12 protein-coding genes and 1 tRNA gene are annotated in these 15,354 nt (G+C 57.9%); 5 read left to right on the top strand and 8 right to left on the bottom strand.

Features of this window, described 5'->3' with window-relative positions; genetic code table 11:
• Nucleotides 1-8: 8 nt before the first annotated feature.
• The 8 genes from FTW19_RS05360 to FTW19_RS05325 all read right to left on the bottom strand — a co-directional run bounded on the left by FTW19_RS05360 (nt 9) and on the right by FTW19_RS05325 (nt 10,724).
• Nucleotides 9-662 (bottom strand): 50S ribosomal protein L25, encoded by a 654-nt coding sequence (locus FTW19_RS05360; protein ID WP_147646678.1) that lies wholly within the window; start codon nt 660-662, stop codon nt 9-11.
• 92 nt (nt 663-754) lie between these two features.
• Nucleotides 755-1,753 (bottom strand): ribose-phosphate diphosphokinase, encoded by a 999-nt coding sequence (locus FTW19_RS05355; protein ID WP_246153730.1) that lies wholly within the window; start codon nt 1,751-1,753, stop codon nt 755-757.
• Nucleotides 1,754-1,915: 162 nt separating this feature from the next.
• Nucleotides 1,916-1,989: transfer RNA gene (locus FTW19_RS05350), tRNA-Gln, on the bottom strand.
• A gap of 11 nt (nt 1,990-2,000) precedes the next feature.
• A complete protein-coding gene (gene ispE, locus FTW19_RS05345; RefSeq protein WP_147646676.1) occupies nt 2,001-2,945 on the bottom strand; it encodes a 4-(cytidine 5'-diphospho)-2-C-methyl-D-erythritol kinase in 945 nt (314 codons plus the stop codon).
• A gap of 81 nt (nt 2,946-3,026) precedes the next feature.
• On the bottom strand, nt 3,027-5,510 hold the full coding sequence (locus tag FTW19_RS05340) for a right-handed parallel beta-helix repeat-containing protein (RefSeq protein WP_187143289.1): 2,484 nt from the start codon (nt 5,508-5,510) through the stop codon (nt 3,027-3,029).
• A gap of 285 nt (nt 5,511-5,795) precedes the next feature.
• Nucleotides 5,796-6,743: a hypothetical protein gene (locus FTW19_RS05335; RefSeq protein ID WP_147646674.1), complete on the bottom strand. Its 948-nt coding sequence runs from the start codon at nt 6,741-6,743 to the stop codon at nt 5,796-5,798.
• Nucleotides 6,744-6,778: 35 nt separating this feature from the next.
• Nucleotides 6,779-9,598 carry a PIG-L family deacetylase gene (locus tag FTW19_RS05330; RefSeq protein WP_147646673.1) on the bottom strand — a complete coding sequence of 940 codons (2,820 nt, stop codon included), beginning with the start codon at nt 9,596-9,598 and terminating at the stop codon, nt 6,779-6,781.
• Between the two features lie 367 nt (nt 9,599-9,965).
• Nucleotides 9,966-10,724, bottom strand: a complete 759-nt coding sequence (locus tag FTW19_RS05325) for a TIGR00266 family protein (protein ID WP_147646672.1) — start codon at nt 10,722-10,724, stop codon at nt 9,966-9,968.
• 201 nt (nt 10,725-10,925) lie between these two features.
• Between FTW19_RS05325 and FTW19_RS05320 the strand changes: the two genes are divergently transcribed.
• The 5 genes from FTW19_RS05320 to FTW19_RS05300 all read left to right on the top strand — a co-directional run bounded on the left by FTW19_RS05320 (nt 10,926) and on the right by FTW19_RS05300 (nt 15,327).
• Nucleotides 10,926-11,825, top strand: coding sequence for an Fpg/Nei family DNA glycosylase (locus FTW19_RS05320; protein ID WP_147646671.1), 900 nt, complete (start codon nt 10,926-10,928; stop codon nt 11,823-11,825).
• Nucleotides 11,826-11,900: 75 nt separating this feature from the next.
• Complete coding sequence (locus FTW19_RS05315) at nt 11,901-12,803, top strand: TIGR03435 family protein (RefSeq protein ID WP_147646670.1); 903 nt, start codon at nt 11,901-11,903, stop codon at nt 12,801-12,803.
• 27 nt (nt 12,804-12,830) lie between these two features.
• Nucleotides 12,831-13,697, top strand: a complete 867-nt coding sequence (locus FTW19_RS05310; RefSeq protein ID WP_147646669.1) for a TIGR03435 family protein — start codon at nt 12,831-12,833, stop codon at nt 13,695-13,697.
• 5 nt (nt 13,698-13,702) lie between these two features.
• Nucleotides 13,703-14,500 carry a TIGR03435 family protein gene (locus tag FTW19_RS05305; protein WP_147646668.1) on the top strand — a complete coding sequence of 266 codons (798 nt, stop codon included), beginning with the start codon at nt 13,703-13,705 and terminating at the stop codon, nt 14,498-14,500.
• Nucleotides 14,501-14,502: 2 nt separating this feature from the next.
• On the top strand, nt 14,503-15,327 hold the full coding sequence (locus FTW19_RS05300; protein WP_147646667.1) for a TIGR03435 family protein: 825 nt from the start codon (nt 14,503-14,505) through the stop codon (nt 15,325-15,327).
• Nucleotides 15,328-15,354 lie beyond the last annotated feature (27 nt).

Genomic DNA, 15,354 nt, shown 5'->3' with positions numbered 1-15,354 from the left:
TCAGGCAGTTACTTCTTGGCAGAGTCAGCTGCAGGAGCAGCTTCCTTGCCCTTCTTGGCTACTTCCGGTTCGGCTGCGGCAACAGCTTCCACTGGAGCCTCTTCCTTCACGATGGTGACGTGAGCCACAACAGCGCCCTCGTCCTCCAGGAACTTGACCTTGCCGGCGTGCGGCAGATCGGAGACGTGGATCACCTGGTGCAGTGAGAGGTTGCTGACGTCCACATCGATGTGCGAGGGGATGTCGCCCGGAAGGCACTCGACCTCGACCTCACGCAGGATATGGTCCAGAATGCCGCCCTGGTTCTTCACGCCGGTAGCCGTACCAATCAGCATGACCGGAACGCTGACGCGGATAGCCTTGTCCATGGCAATACGCTTCAGGTCGATGTGCAGCAGCTTGCCCTTGATGGGCTCATACTGCCAGTCAACAATCATGGCCTTGATAGGAGCAGCCGATCCGACGGTGAGATCGAAGATCGTGTTGTGACCGGACTCAGAGTGCAGAATGCGGGTGATGACCTTCGGATCGACGGCAATCGCCTGCGACTCCTGTCCGGCACCGTACACGACAGCCGGAATCTGACCGGCGACGCGTACACGGCGAGCCGCATTCTTGTTGAACTTGCCTTCGCGAACAGATGCGAGAACTGCTTCTGACATTATGTTTTCCTTTCGGGCACGGTCGGCTTACTGACCGATCGCTCCCTTTGCGGCTCATCGCCGCGGTTGAGTTGAACTGCAACTGCAAACTGCTAAGAGAACAGCGAGCTGACGCTGGTCTCCATGTGAATACTCTCGATGGCGCGTCCCAGCAGACCGGCGATCGAAAGAACCTTAATTTTGTCTCCCAGCTTTTGCGCGTCCTCATTCAGCGGGATGGTGTTGGTGACGACCACCTGCTTCAAACGACTGGCCGCGATACGCTCAGAGGCAGGACCCGAGAGGACAGCATGCGAAGCGCAGGCATAGACCTCGGCCGCCCCCTGCTCCAGAAGAGCTTCAGCCGTCTTTACCAGCGTTCCGGCGGTGTCGATGATGTCATCGAGGACCAGGCAGGTACGGCCCTTCACGTCGCCGATCACGTTCATCACCTCGGTGACGTTGATATCGGTACGGCGCTTGTCGACGATGGCCAGCGGAGCATTGATCTTCTGCGCGAAGAAACGGGCGCGCTCCACGCCGCCTGCATCGGGCGAAACCACCGTCAGGTTCGGCAGGTTCATCTCGCGGAAGTGCGAGACCAGAACCGGCGAAGCGAACAGATGATCGACCGGGATATTGAAGAAGCCCTGAATCTGCGCCGCATGCAAGTCGACCAGCAGAGCGCGGTTCGCTCCCGCGGTCTGCAGCAGGTCGGCAACCAGCTTGGAGCTGATGGCCACACGCGGACGATCCTTGCGGTCCTGCCGGGCATAACCGTAGTACGGAATCACCACAGTGATCCGGCCGGCAGAGGCGCGCTTCAGAGCATCGATCATGATAAGCAGCTCGACCAGGTGCTGATCGACGGGGAAGCTGGTGGGCTGTACCAGGAAGACATCGGCGCCGCGCACATTCTCAAGAAGCTGGAAGTGAATCTCACCATCAGAGAAGCGCTGTAAGCGCGTCTCGCCCATGGCGACTCCCAGGAATTTGCATACCTCTTCACACAACGGTTTGTTGGCGGAACCACAGAAAATCTTGAAACGCTTGTCGTCGGCGATGCGGGAGGCCCGCTTGCGCTCCGCGGGTTTTACCGCGGGGGATGGCATGCTGTTCAGTTCGCTCTGCGAGAGGGTGGCGTCGGTCATGCTTCGTGCTTCCTTCCGGGCAGGTTTGCCCTTTGAGGTGCTGCGTCCGTCCGATCTGGTCATGCAGCGAGCCATGTTCGGCACACTGCGCTTCCCGCATGCCCGTTGGCATACGGCATATTTTGGCTGGGCGACTAGGATTCGAACCTAGACAAAGTGCTCCAAAGGCACTTGACCTACCATTAGTCGATCGCCCATCTACTGCGGCCTATATAAACATCGTGGCCCAGTACTCGCTCCGAGGCAAGGTGCGTGTTTGTCGCGCCTCACATCCAAGCGAACGAACTCTCTGCTGTGCGGCTTGTGCGGCCTCTTCTGTGCAGTACAAACCAAACAGAGAAGAACCGGAGCCGGACAGGGCCGAGTACAGAGAACCTTCTTCTAACGCAGATTTGAGCGCACGCAGCGATGGCTGCTGGGGAAAGACGACCGTTTCAAAGTCGTTCTCAAGCCCGGTGCGGACAAGCGCGAGAAGAGGTTCCTCGGCCAGGTCTCCAGCCTTGCCGGAGACACCAGGTTGGCCGGCGAATGCCATGGCAACACGCCGACGAAACTCAATTAGTCTATCGTTTTCAGCATTTTGGGTCAATGTGGCGTCCCAGTCACGGAAGGCCTGCGGCGTTGAGACGCCCACTTCGGGAAATGCCGTAACTATATGAAACGAAGGAAGATCCGGTAAGGGAAAAGTCTCCTCGCCGCGTTCGATGCCGAGCATCGTCCCGCCGATAAGGAACATCGGGACGTCCGAACCCACCCCGCCCGCCAGAGCCAGCCGGGCGTTGGCAGTCAGCTGGCGGCCGAGTTCGGCCTCAAGAGCCAGAATCGCGGCAGCGGCATTTGCCGACCCGGCGCCGATGCCTCCCTGTACCGGCAGCCGCTTGTCGATCGCGATCTCGACCGCGGCCTTTGTCTCCAGCGCGTCCAACGCCATGGCCACTGCTTTATAGGCCGTGTTCCGTTCATCACAAGGAACGCCAGGATGTTGGCAACGAAGGGTGATGCTGGTCTCTCCGGATACAGTCGCCGTGACCGTCACCAGATCGTGGAGCTCGATGGTCTGGTAGATGGTTGCCAGGTGGTGGTAGCCGTCCGGGCGAGGCGGACCGATATGCAGGCCGAGATTGATCTTGGAGTAAGAGCGAACGGTGGTCATGCCCGGGTTCGATTGTACGTGGCCGCAAACGCCGCGGGGGAAGGGTTGCGCCTTCCCTCGCCGGCGCTCACTCCTAATTAATTACTGCGGATAGACCCCGACCTCACGCAGATTGATCTCGACGCCAGGAATACTCCGTACGTTCACCCGCAGATAACGTGCGGAGACAGCCTTGAAGAGGAAGGTGCGTACAGAACCGGGGAGCCCGACGCTCCGGATATCGGAGAAGTTCACCCCGTCATCCGAAGACTGGAGCTGGATAGGCTGAAGGAGCCCCAACAGCGTTGATGGATTTACGACAACCCGTTGGAAACTGGTTGAGCTGCCCAGGTCCACCGTCAGCCATTCCTCTGAACTGCCGCCTGCCTTCCAGCCGGTAAAGGCCAGGCTATCGACGGCATTTGCCGGGTCAGAGCCCGTCGCCGTCGAAGAGACCGTTACCGGCCGGCTGAGCGCCAGATCGATCGCGGACATCGGATTGAAGAAGTCCGGCGGCGCCGCTCCATTGGTGTTCTGCTGGCTAATGTTGTTCTTGTTCCCCGCCAGAACCGTCTGCGAGAGATAGTTCTCGACACTTCCCGGGAACTGCGTGTCGAACAGAATGGCGTTTCCGCCATTGTTGGTGGCGACGTTGTTGAAGAAGAAGGTGTGCGCCGACTCTGCAACGCCTCCACTCGCCGTCGCAATGGAGCCGATGCGCAGACCGTTGCTGACAACATCGTTCACATTGCTGAAGGCAACATTGCCATCCGTCACTGCGCGTGTCGAGCTGGCGGTGGCATTGTTGTAGACCCCGATTCCGTGACCGGTCGGCGAAGCATAGTCGCGGGTCGTCGTGTAGTTGCCGTAGATCTTGTTAAAGGAATCAGACTGCTCGATAAAGACGCCATAGCGGACGTTGTCGATGTTGCTGTTGTCGATCGCGAAGCTGTTGGAGGTGGCAGCATCCAGATCGACTCCATCCATATTGCAGTTGCTCACCTTGTTTTCCATCACCACGTAGTGAGCATTCGAATGTTCGGTCCAGATGCAGCGTCCACCGCTCATGTTGACCGTATTGCGATACAGGATGCTGTAGCCTCCTCCGCGCTGCAACTGGATCATGCCGCCACTGGTGCGAACCGTCGGGATGCCGCCGTTGATCACCGTAACGTGATCGATGTTTGCATTCGTGCTTGAAGGAAACAAGATTCCCGTAATCTTCCCCTGGCCGTTCATATCGATCGTGCCTCCGGAGATTGAGACGAACGACGCAGGGTTGGTGGCCGTGATGACCTGAGCGGGTTTCGAGGTCACACTGATCGTGCCGTTAAGCAGAACCGCCGTATTAGAGCTGAGCGTGAGAGGCGAGGTCCCGTCCATGGTGAATGTCCCATTCATGTGCAGGACGATATAGCTTCCTGGATTCGCCGCAAGCGCCGCGTTGTAGGCTGTCTGCACATCGTTGAGGTTGCCCCCGTTGACCGTAACGTCAGCACGACTGACGCCATTGAGAATGGGGTCGTTGTGCTGGTTGTCGATGGTGGGCGGATAGAAGTAGGTGCTCGCCGGCGCGTTCAGCGGAGTTCCATGAGCAACAACATAGTTCGCCGAGGAGCGGTCGGCGAGATCGTTCTGATTGGCTAGCACGTTATCAAAGATGAAGTTTCCAGTACCGTCGAAATCAATCCCGCTAACCCCGTTGTGGCGAATCACATTGCGCATGATCGAGGTCACGGAGCTGATGGATGCCAGTTGCACACCCGACTGAGAGTTATCACTCAGATCGTTATCCGAGATGAGATTGTTATTGGCATCGGCAAAGACACCAATCCTGTTTCCGCTGATCTCATTGTTGGTCACGGACGAGTGAGCCGCACTCAACTGCACACCGGTTCCTCTGTTGGCATGAACGAAGTTGTCCAGCAGGAGCGCCTGGGTGATGTTCTCAACCGTAATGCCGTTGGCCGCTGATCCGGCGATATCGCAGCGGGTGATGGCCGACCCGCTGTCAAATACCGTATTGCCATTGCCGGAGAGCACGATGGCGTCGCGCCCAGTGTTGCGGATGGTGACGGAGTCGATATTGATCTTGGTGGAAGCCTCAGCATCGATGCCGGAGAGATTCGCGAAGTTCCCTTCGAGCACACCACCCGCGATCGCAACCTTACTCTGACCGGAGATGGAGATCAGGCTGCTCGCCGTCGCGCCGGGAAACGCGGCAATCGTGCCGTAAAGAACAACGGAGGTCTTCGATGGCAGAACCAGCGGAGCCGAGCGCACCCAATACGTTCCGGTAAGCGTAAGCACGATGGGTGAATCAGGATTGGCCACGCGCGCAGCATTAAGCTGTGTCTGCACGGTCGCCAGTGGCACGGTACCGAACTGAAGCTGCACGGCGGTCTCCGTTGGGGCTACGACGTAACTGGAGACCGGCGGAAGATAAAGACCAGGATGACGCGGTCCCTGCGCAAGCATCAGGGTTGGGGAAAACAAAAGAACGGTTGGAGAAAACAAAAGAACGGCCAGAGCTTTCAGTCCAGGTTTAGCTCTGTGTGTAGAACGATACAGCGATGAGGTTTGCATGCATGTCTCCGTTTGGGGTGCGACCGGGGAGGGGAGAGGAACATTGCGGATGCAAAATGTACACGTATACATTCGCGCGAATGTGCGCGATGTCCGAGCCGCTCTCTGATGTGTGTCTCTATCGGCGTGAGATCGGCCGCCAGCCACTCTATACATGCACGCAGAGACCGTGCAAGTTAATTTTTCATTGGCTGAAATTTATATTTATTGGCGATAAACCAACGACAATATCGCATCTAGCCTCACATTTCCGAGAAGTGCAGACACCGCAAATAAGTCCAACTCCTATGGAACTGGCACCCGACATCTTGGACTATGGCGATCTACCGCAAACGAATATGTGACTTTCAAAGAACTAGGAAACTCCAAATCTATCCGACTTGGAATCTTTAGGCTCAACACGTCGAAATTGCTATTAAGGCTAAATCGAGCGAGGGGCAGCCGAAGTTCTTTAGGGAAGTACGCCATGGGGATTTTGTCCACTAAAGACACGACGGCTTTCCACTCTTCACTGACTGATGCCTTCCGGTACTGAATGGAAATCCCACGAGCTCCCAATGCCTTCGTAATTGCCTTTACCAGCTTTTCAGAACAAAGATACACATTCGCAAGATGCCACGTGAGGTCGCGGGCAAACGAAAATGCCCCTTGATCGGGATGGATATCCAATGACGGCCCCATTGCTCCGTCAGGATGCGGCTCTTCGAGGCAATAACCGAGATGAATACTATTCTCTAGGCGGACCCCAACTCCTCGCAGATGGCATTGCTGGTGCTTCAATTTATTCGCAATGCGTAGTGCTCTCTTATAGTCCGCAATGGCCTCACGAAAAGATTTTGCGCCTGGGAGCTTGTTGTCGACCACGTAACTCTCGCTGTAATCTCCATGTTTTACGGCTGAAACCGGATCGACGAGCGTTTTTAAGATCAGCCACAACTCGTCCACGTGCTCCTGCAACGCACGAAGAAAGTTCACTTGAAACTTTAGAAGTTGAGACATCTTGAGTGAAGCATCAGGATCATGGAGGCAACGCTCTGTTTCAAGCAAATATTCATTACCTACCTGGCAAAATGCTTCAGCAAGCTTCTTGAGTGATAACTCGTATATCGAAGCAGGATGCCGAAGCCGATGCGCGGTATGAAACAATGCCTCCTCGGGAATGTGGTCCAAAATATTTAGAGCCGAAGGAGCAAGCGTGCCGTCTTTTGAAATACTTCTTGTCACAAGGCTCATAGATTTCCACCACCAAAAGAAACACGCAATATGCGTTACTTCAAACTCTTATTCTTCCCCACACTCAACAGGTTCGCCATGATGCGGAAACTTCCCGGCACACCATCCGGCATCTGGCGGAAGAACGCATACGCCATGTAGACATAAACACCTTTGCCGTAGCGGGCATAGATCAGGCCGCCTTTCTGCGGATCCATCTGGGTGTCGTGCATCTCGGTCGGAGCCGTGTACTTCGCATCCCAGCTCTGCAGGAAGCCGTGGCCACGCTCTTCTACCCACCCATCAAAGTCTGCCGTCGTGATCTTGTTGGGCCAGCTAAGAACAGGGTCTTTGTCATCGAGGATCGTAACCTTGCAGTCCTCTTCCACGACGCGCTCCCCTTCCCCACCCAGCGTGATGGGGTATGGGCCGAAGTTGTGGTCGTACTCGTTGCTCTGGTACTGCGAGATCACCACGCCGCCCTGCTGCACGTATTCGAGCAGGCGATTGTTGAAGGTCCGCAGCTCCGGCCGAGCCGCATAGGAGCGGATGCCCAGCAGAATGACGTCATAGGCCGAGAGATCGGCCTTGGCGATGTCCTGCGGGGAAAGAAATGTGGGATGGATACCGAAGTCCGCCAAGGTCTGCGGCACCTCATCGCCGGTGCCGGTCACATAGGCCACCTTGAGACCCGGCGCGATCTTCACATCCGTGCCCGTCGTGCGATACGCCGCATCACGATACGACGGATACGGGCGAAGCCCCGTATAGCCGGTTGTGACGTAGCCATCCGTATATTGCTTGCCGTTATAGGTTGCGACCGCCGTAAGCGTGTACGCCTTTGCTTCAACCGACTTCGGTGTCACCTGGAAGCTGATGCTCTGCTCATCGCCGTCGCGCATAGCGCTGAAGGTGGCCTTCGCCGGTGAGGAAGTCCATCCCGCAGGCAGGTTGAGCATAAGCTCTCCCTTCGCTGCTCCCTTCACGTTCGAACGCACGTTCACGTTCAACGTAAAGCTCGTCGCTGTCATAGGAACAATACCCGCATGCGGCGAGACCGTAACCGAGATCGCAGGAGCAATCAACAGCGGCTCATAGACAATGCCAAAGCCGAGATAGCGATGCTGTGTCTGCACCGTCGCGGTGACGGGGAAGGTGACGCCGTCGTACTGCACATGAATCACGGCGCTGAGTGGATACGGCTCAATCGGCATACCGAGTGCGGCTGGATTCTGTACATCGTAGACAGTCTGCTCCAGGCTGCTCCGTGAGAAGTATGGCTTGGTGTACGGCTGCGTCTCCGGCACTTGAATACTGATGGGACGGTCGATCACCTTACCACCAGCGAGCTTCTCGAGATCGGCAGCGCCTTCGCCAATCTCGTTCACCGTCTTGCCGTCATAGAGGTTGAGCGCAGCAACATGCACCGAAACCTCCTGCGAACCCATGTTGGCGACATGCAAATTCACCTGCACCGTCTGCCCCGGCAGCGCTGTCTGCGAGAAGTCTGCCGGACCAACAGGGCCACTCGGACCTCCGGGGCCAGTCGCCGGCGGACGGCCGGTGAAGGCCGTAAGCGAGATACCGAGTGCTGCTGCCAGCGTGGTCTGGAACTGCTGCTGCTTCACCCGCAGCTCGTGCTTCATGTTGTATGCGGCTTCTTCGGGAAGCTTCGCCGCATCGAGATCGGCGAGCAGCTTGTTGGTCTGCTCCAGTCCCTTGGCAAGCATCGGCACTACCTTGCCGGGATCAGCCGGATCGAAGTGCGTACCTGCGTCCGCGATCGTCGTGGCAAGCCGGATCAGTTGCTGCTGCCAGGGGTTGCGCTCCGCCGCCGGAAGATAATCGGCAATGGCCGGCAACGTGGTATCGATGCCTTCGAAGAAGTCGCTCTCTTTCTCCGGCACGGCAGCCGTAGCGCGCGTAGCCCACAGATGGTAAGCCGAGTTCTGTGGAGCCGGCAGGGCAGGACCGATACCGCCGTTTTGTGAGCGCTGCTGCGCCAATCCCTCACGGGCGATCGCCGAGTAGTTGTTGGCCAGCACATAGCTGTAGTCGCCAACAGGGATCTGCACCGTGACCGAAGGCAGCGTCTTGATATCCGTAATGTTGACGTAGTTATGGAAGACCACCGGCTCCCAGCGGGTGGTGGCGTAGTCGAAGATGCCCTTTTCGGTTACGCGCGCAAACGGCACACGCGCATAGACCTTCTGCACCTTCCAGGGCAGAAGGCCTTCCTTGATCTGCTCCGGGAACATGTTGGGATCGGCAGCCGCGTTGAAAACCTCCTGCGCCATCTCTCCGGAGACCTGGTGCTGTCCATGGCCGTCGGCGAAGTTGCCGTTGAAGCTCGACGTCACCACCATCGGCCGCAGAATACGCACGATACGCACGGCGTCGCGCAGCACGGTTTCATGCCCCCACTGCTTATGCGCCTCTTCCAGTGTCTTGGAGAAGCCATAATCAGCAAAGCGTCCAAAGTAAAGATGAATGCCCTCGTAGCCGGTGCTGGCAAGCAACTCCTGCGTGCGGACAAGACCGAGCTGATCCCAATAGTCGCCGGACATCACGTTCTGGCCGCCCTCACCACGCGTCAGGACAAACAGCGAGGCATCGACTCCCTTGCCGCGCGCCTCATAAGCCATCATGGCGCCGTCCTCGTCATCGGGATGGGCGTTGACGGTCAGCAGGCTGGCGCGAGTCCTGAGCTTCTGCAGCCCCTGCCAGACGGCTGCCGAGCCGCGGTCATAGGGCAACGGCATCGCCGAAGCCGGAGGCAACGATGTGCCTGCCAGCGGTGGCGGCGCACTCTGCGCCACCAGGGTGGCGGTGAGAAGCAAAGACAAAGCAGGGTGCAGCATGGCGTTCGGTTGCATCAGTGATGAAGGCCTTTCAGGTAGAGCGCTTGAGCTAAAGCATTTCTCCTAAGGGTGTAGAGCGGAGTTTTGGCTGTCTGCGCCGTTTTCCGCGAAGAAAACGGCATTCGCAGATTTTTCCAAAGCTACCGTTTTAGGAGAAATGCTTTATACCTGAGTCTTACTGAGCGGAGCCACCAAGCGCAACCCTCGATTCCCGATTCCACCCCCGGGCGTGTCGCACGATTTCTTTTGCTTGTCATCCTGCAGGGATCTGCTTTTCGCCCGATTCCCCCTAACTCTCGGGCAGAAAAGCAGATTTCTCCGCTACGCTACGAAATGACAAACAAAAAGCATGGGAACTCCCCCTGCTTTCCTTTCATCGCCCTTAAAAACGATCTCTCAATACCGATCCGACAATCGCTCCAATCGCGCCGGCTTCACCGCTTTCTCGCACTCGTTCGACCGTGATGTATTCCTGCAGCGCATGCGCCAGACGCGGAAGCGGCAGCGTCTGCAGCCATACGCGCCCCGGGCCGGTAAGTTGCGCCAGGAAGATGCCGTCGCCGCCGAAGAGCATATTCTTGATGCCCGGGACTGTCGTGATCTGGAAGTTCACATTCGTGTGGAAGGCGCCGACATGACCGGGGTGAACGCGCAGGACCTCTCCAGGCTGAAGGTCTTTGATGACTAGCTCGCCCGAAAGCTCCAGCCAGGCCGTGCCCTGACCGCTCACACGTTGGAGGATGAAGCCGCTGCCGCCAAAGATACCGGCTCCAAGCGACTGCTGGAAGCCGACGCCGAGCTGTATCTGCGAGGTCGCACAGAGGAAACCGTGGCGATGAATAAGGTACTCGTGACCGGGAGAGACCTCCACCGGAACAATGTGTCCTGGGACCTTGGTCGCGAAGGCGACCTCGCCCGGATAATTGAAGGCCCGGTACTCGGTCATGAAGAGCGATCCGCCGCCGGCCATACGCTTGATCGCGCCGAAGAAACCACCTCCGCCCCCGAACTGCGTGTGAGTCTGCATCTGAATGCTCTGCGACATCCAGGAGAGTTCTCCAGCTTCAGAGATGATGGTTTCGCCGGGCTCGAGCAGGAACTCGAGAACGGGCATGGTGGTTCCGGTAATACGGCTTTGCATGGCGATGGGGCGCCTCCTTCGAATGGATTCTACGCTGGAGCCTTCAAGCCGGTTCCCTAGAGCGCTTTCCCTGTGGGTGTAATGCAGGGCTTCCGCGTCTATGGGCGTTTTCCGCGATGAAAACGCCGCCGCACGGCTCCTCCGGGACACCCAGCAACAGGGAAAACGCCCTAATTCCGGTTTCCATAAGATATTGGTGCCATGCCGGAGCTGCCTGATATCGCCGCCTATCTCCACGCCCTCGCTCCCCGGGTCGTTGGCAAGCGCCTGCTGCAGGTACGGATTCAGGGACCATCCCTTCTGCGGACAGCCGACCCACCCATCTATAAAGCCGAAGGCAAGGCCGTCCTCGCGCTGCGGCGCGTGGGCAAACGCATCGTCTTCGTTCTGGAGGACGATCTCTTCCTGGTGCTGCACCTGATGATCGCCGGCCGACTGCACTGGAAGCCCGCGGGAGCCAAACTCAGCGGCAGGATCAACCTTGCCGCCTTCGACTTCGAGGATGGATCACTCCTGTTAACGGAGGCCGGAACCAAACGGCGAGCCTCGCTGCACCTGGTGCGGGGCGAGGCCGCGCTGCTGGAGATGGACCCCGGCGGCATCGACGTCATGACCGCGACACCGGAGCAGTTCCGCGCCGCCCTGCGTGCTGAGAACCGGACGCTCAAGCGTGCCTTGACCGACCCGCGCATCGTCAGCGGAATCGGCAATGCCTACTCAGACGAGATTCTATGGACGGCCCGGCTTTCACCCATCCTCCAGACCGGCAAGCTGAGCGAAGACGAGTGGCACCGGCTCTATGACGGAACCGGCACAGCCTTGCAGCAATGGATCGACCGGCTGCAAGCAGAGGCCGAGGAGAAGTTCCCGGAGAAGGTCACCGCCTTCCGCCCGGAGATGGCTGTGCATGGACGCTTCGGCAAGCCGTGCCCGCGGTGCGGGTCGCCGGTGCAGCGCATCCGCTATGCAGATAACGAAACCAACTACTGCGCGACCTGTCAGACCGAAGGCCGGGTACTGGCCGACCGTAGTCTTTCCCGCCTTCTCGGCAAGGACTGGCCGCGGACCCTGGACGAGCTGGATGCACTAAAACGCCGGTAAGTTGGAGAAAATTTTGGCCTTGCACCTAACCATGCGTCGGTGGCGCTGTCCAAGGAAACACATCGAGGAAATCTCATGAACCGTCTTCCTGCTCTCTTCCTCTGCACGGTTACGTGCATCGCGGTTACGCGCATCGGTGCGGCACAACAGACCGCCAGGCCCGAGCCGGCCTTTGAAGTCGCCACCATCAAACCCAGCGATCCGGCAGAACGGCGCATGATGATGCAGATGTCCGAGGGAGTCCTGCATGCGAAGAACATGCCACTGGTGGAGCTGATCAACTTCGCCTACGAGATCAAGTCCTCCTCCTTATTGAGCGGCCTGCCGGAGTGGGCAAAGCAGGAGCACTATGATGTCGAGGCCAAACAGGATGAGGAAGAGGCCCGGGCTCTGCGAAAACTGCCCGAGGAAGAACGCGGTTATGCCACGCGGCGCATGGTGCAGAAGATGCTGGAAGAGAGACTTCACCTGAAGCTCACCAAGGAACAGAAAGAGCAGCCCGTCTACGCGCTGGTCGTGGCAAAGAGTGGCGTGAAGATGAAGCCGTCAGCGGCTCCACCCGCAGACGAGAAGGCCGGCCCTGGCGCCAGACCGGATGCAGGGCCGGGAGCCGGGGGGCCTCAACGTATGCGGCGGGGCATGATGATGGATGGCCGCGGTCAGCTAACCGGTACTGACTCGACCACAGGCATGATTGCGAATGTGATCTCTCACATGCCTGAAGCAAGCGAACGCGTCGTCGTCGATAAGACCGGCCTGACCGGACACTATGACTTCACCCTGAAGTGGACTCCGGAGATGCCTGCGCCCGCCTTCCGAGGAGCCGACAGCGGAGCGCCTCCACCCCCAGCGTCGGACAATAACGGGCCGACCCTTTTCACCGCCCTGGAGGAGCAACTCGGTCTCAAGCTGGAGACGGCCAAAGATCTGGTGACGAGCTACCATGTTGAGAGTCTGGACCACCCGACAGCGAACTAAACCGTGGCCGCCTGCGTATCCATCGCCATGCGTCGACTTCTTGCAACTGCCGTGCTGGGCGGCGCATTAGCCGCCTGTGCCCAGAGCCCGTCTCAGACCGGCCAACAGAAACACAGCTTTGAAGTCGTCTCGGTAAAGCCGTCGGCTGCGGCCAACGATAGTACGAGCGTTAGCACTACACCGTATCGCATTCGCTGCGAAAACGTCCTGTTGCGGCAACTTCTCATGATGGGCTTCACCATCCGGTCTGAATCACAGATCGAGAGTATGCCCGACTGGGCAAAATCGGAGCGGTTCAATATCGATGCCAAGGTGGATGAAGAAACCGCCGTCACGATGAAAGGCCTCTCCCGCGACGAGCGCCAGAAGTGGCAGCAGGAGATGATGCAGTCGCTGCTCGAAGACCGCTTCCACCTGAAGTTCCATTGGGCAAAGAAAGAGCTGCCGGTCTATAGCCTTACGGTTGCCAAAAGCGGCAGCAAGCTGAAGGCAACCATCCCTCCCCCGCCCCCCCCGGACACCGACCCCAACGCCAAACCCCGGGACCGCGGAACCAGCGCCAGCACAAGCAACGGGCACATGGTTGTCACCAACGGCAGCATGGAGATGTTTGCCAACCAGCTCTCGCACATGACCGAGACGGATGGCCGTGTCGTGCTGGACCGGACAAATCTTCCCGGAAGATTCGACTGGACACTGGACTGGTCGCCTGAGAGACAGCAAAATAGCTTTCGTGGAGCCGATGGCAATCCAGCGCTGGTTCCAACAGCCGATACCTCAAAACCAAACCTCTTTACCGCACTGCAGGAACAGCTAGGTCTGAAAGTGGAGCAGGACAAAGCTCCGGTAGACCTGCTGGTGATTGATGATCTGGAACGTCCGACGGAGAACTGAGCACCATGAGTCGACGCCACATTCTGATGGGTTGCCTGCTGTTTGCCTCTATAGCCGGTTATGGGCAGGCGCGCTATGCCTACGAGGTAGCGTCGATACGGCCCCCGACGATTGAAGATTCCAATGCAAACTGGAAGATTGGAGCGGAGGGACTTCGGCTAGTAAATGCGAGCCTCCGCGACATCATCAAGATCGCATTCGATATCCGTTCCGAATCGCAACTCGAGAATCTCCCTGAATGGGCTCGGTCAACCCACTACACCATCGAGGCAAAGGCCGACGACGCGACCATCGCGATGTCGAAAACCTTATCCGATCAGAAATCAGAGGAACTCTGTAGAGCTGAGATGCAACACCTTCTGGAAGATCGCTTCCATCTCAAGGTCACGCACATCCACCGCGAACGTCCGGTCTACGCCCTCACCGTTGCAAAAGGCGGACCAAAACTGAAGGAATCGGCTCCGAAACCGCAGATCGAGGATTCTTCCGATTCATCGAGTGAAACCGAGGGTAGCCTCTCATTCACTTCTACGCACATCACGGCCACAAATGTCACGATGGCGATATTCGCCGCCATGCTGTCACACCTTGAAGATGTCGATGAACGAGTCGTCGTCGACAAGACTGGCCTGACAAAACATTATGACTGGGAGCTGAGCTGGTCACCCGACGCGGCACAAGACACATCAAAACCTTCTCTCTTTACCGCCGTACAGGAGCAGCTGGGCCTGAAGCTGGAACAGGACAAGGCTCCCATCGACATCGTTGTCATTGACCATCTGGAACGGCCGACGGAGAACTGAATATGACACGCGTCCCGTCTCTTCTAGTAAGCATGCTCGCTCTCGCGGCTCCTCTTTGCATTGGACAGACATCGCAACCGATAGCCGATGCGAAGTTTGAGGTCGTCGTCATTAAGCCCACCCCGCCCGGCTCTACAGGCAACTCACTCCTGTTTGGCCAGGGCAAGATGACCGTACATAACATGCCACTCAAAGACGTGATCAAGTTTGCCTACGACCTGAAGTCTGACTCGCAACTCTTGAACGCTCCGGTCTGGGTAAACACGGACCGGTATGAGATCGATGCCAAGGAAGATGAGGCTCTGAGTGCAGAGCTGATGAAGATGGGGTTCGAAGGCCGTTTTACAGCAGTACGGGAGATCGTGCGGCAGATGCTGGTCGAGCGCTTCCATCTCGAAACCACGCCACAGAGTGCCGAGGTACCGATCTATGCGCTGGTGGTCGCGAAGGGCGGAGCGAAGGTAACACCCACACCTCCACCCACCCCCGGAGAACAACGGAACCATGGATGGCAGGGGCGAGGTCCTGGCAACGCCGAGGGTAGCGCGATCACCATGGACCTGGTTGCCAGGGTCATCTCCAACATGCCGGAGGCGGACGGACGCGTCGTCATAAACAAAACCAATATGTCCGGAGAGTATGACTGGAAGCTCCACTGGACACCACAGTCCAACGCTGCGACAGATGCAAGCAGCGCTCCTGCCGCCGAAGCAGGTCCGACGCTGTTCACGGCATTGCAGGAGCAACTTGGCCTGAAACTGGAATCACAAAAAGATACTGTCCCGGCGGTTGCCATCAACCATATCGAACGTCCTACAGAAAACTAAACCTGACGTTCCGCAGCACAAGAAAGC

Origin of the sequence: Terriglobus albidus (genome assembly GCF_008000815.1) — a bacterium.
Taxonomy (GTDB): Bacteria; Acidobacteriota; Terriglobia; order Terriglobales; family Acidobacteriaceae; genus Terriglobus; species Terriglobus albidus_A.
Note: the sequence above shows the minus strand (reverse complement) of the source record. Positions and strands in the feature narration are given on the sequence as shown.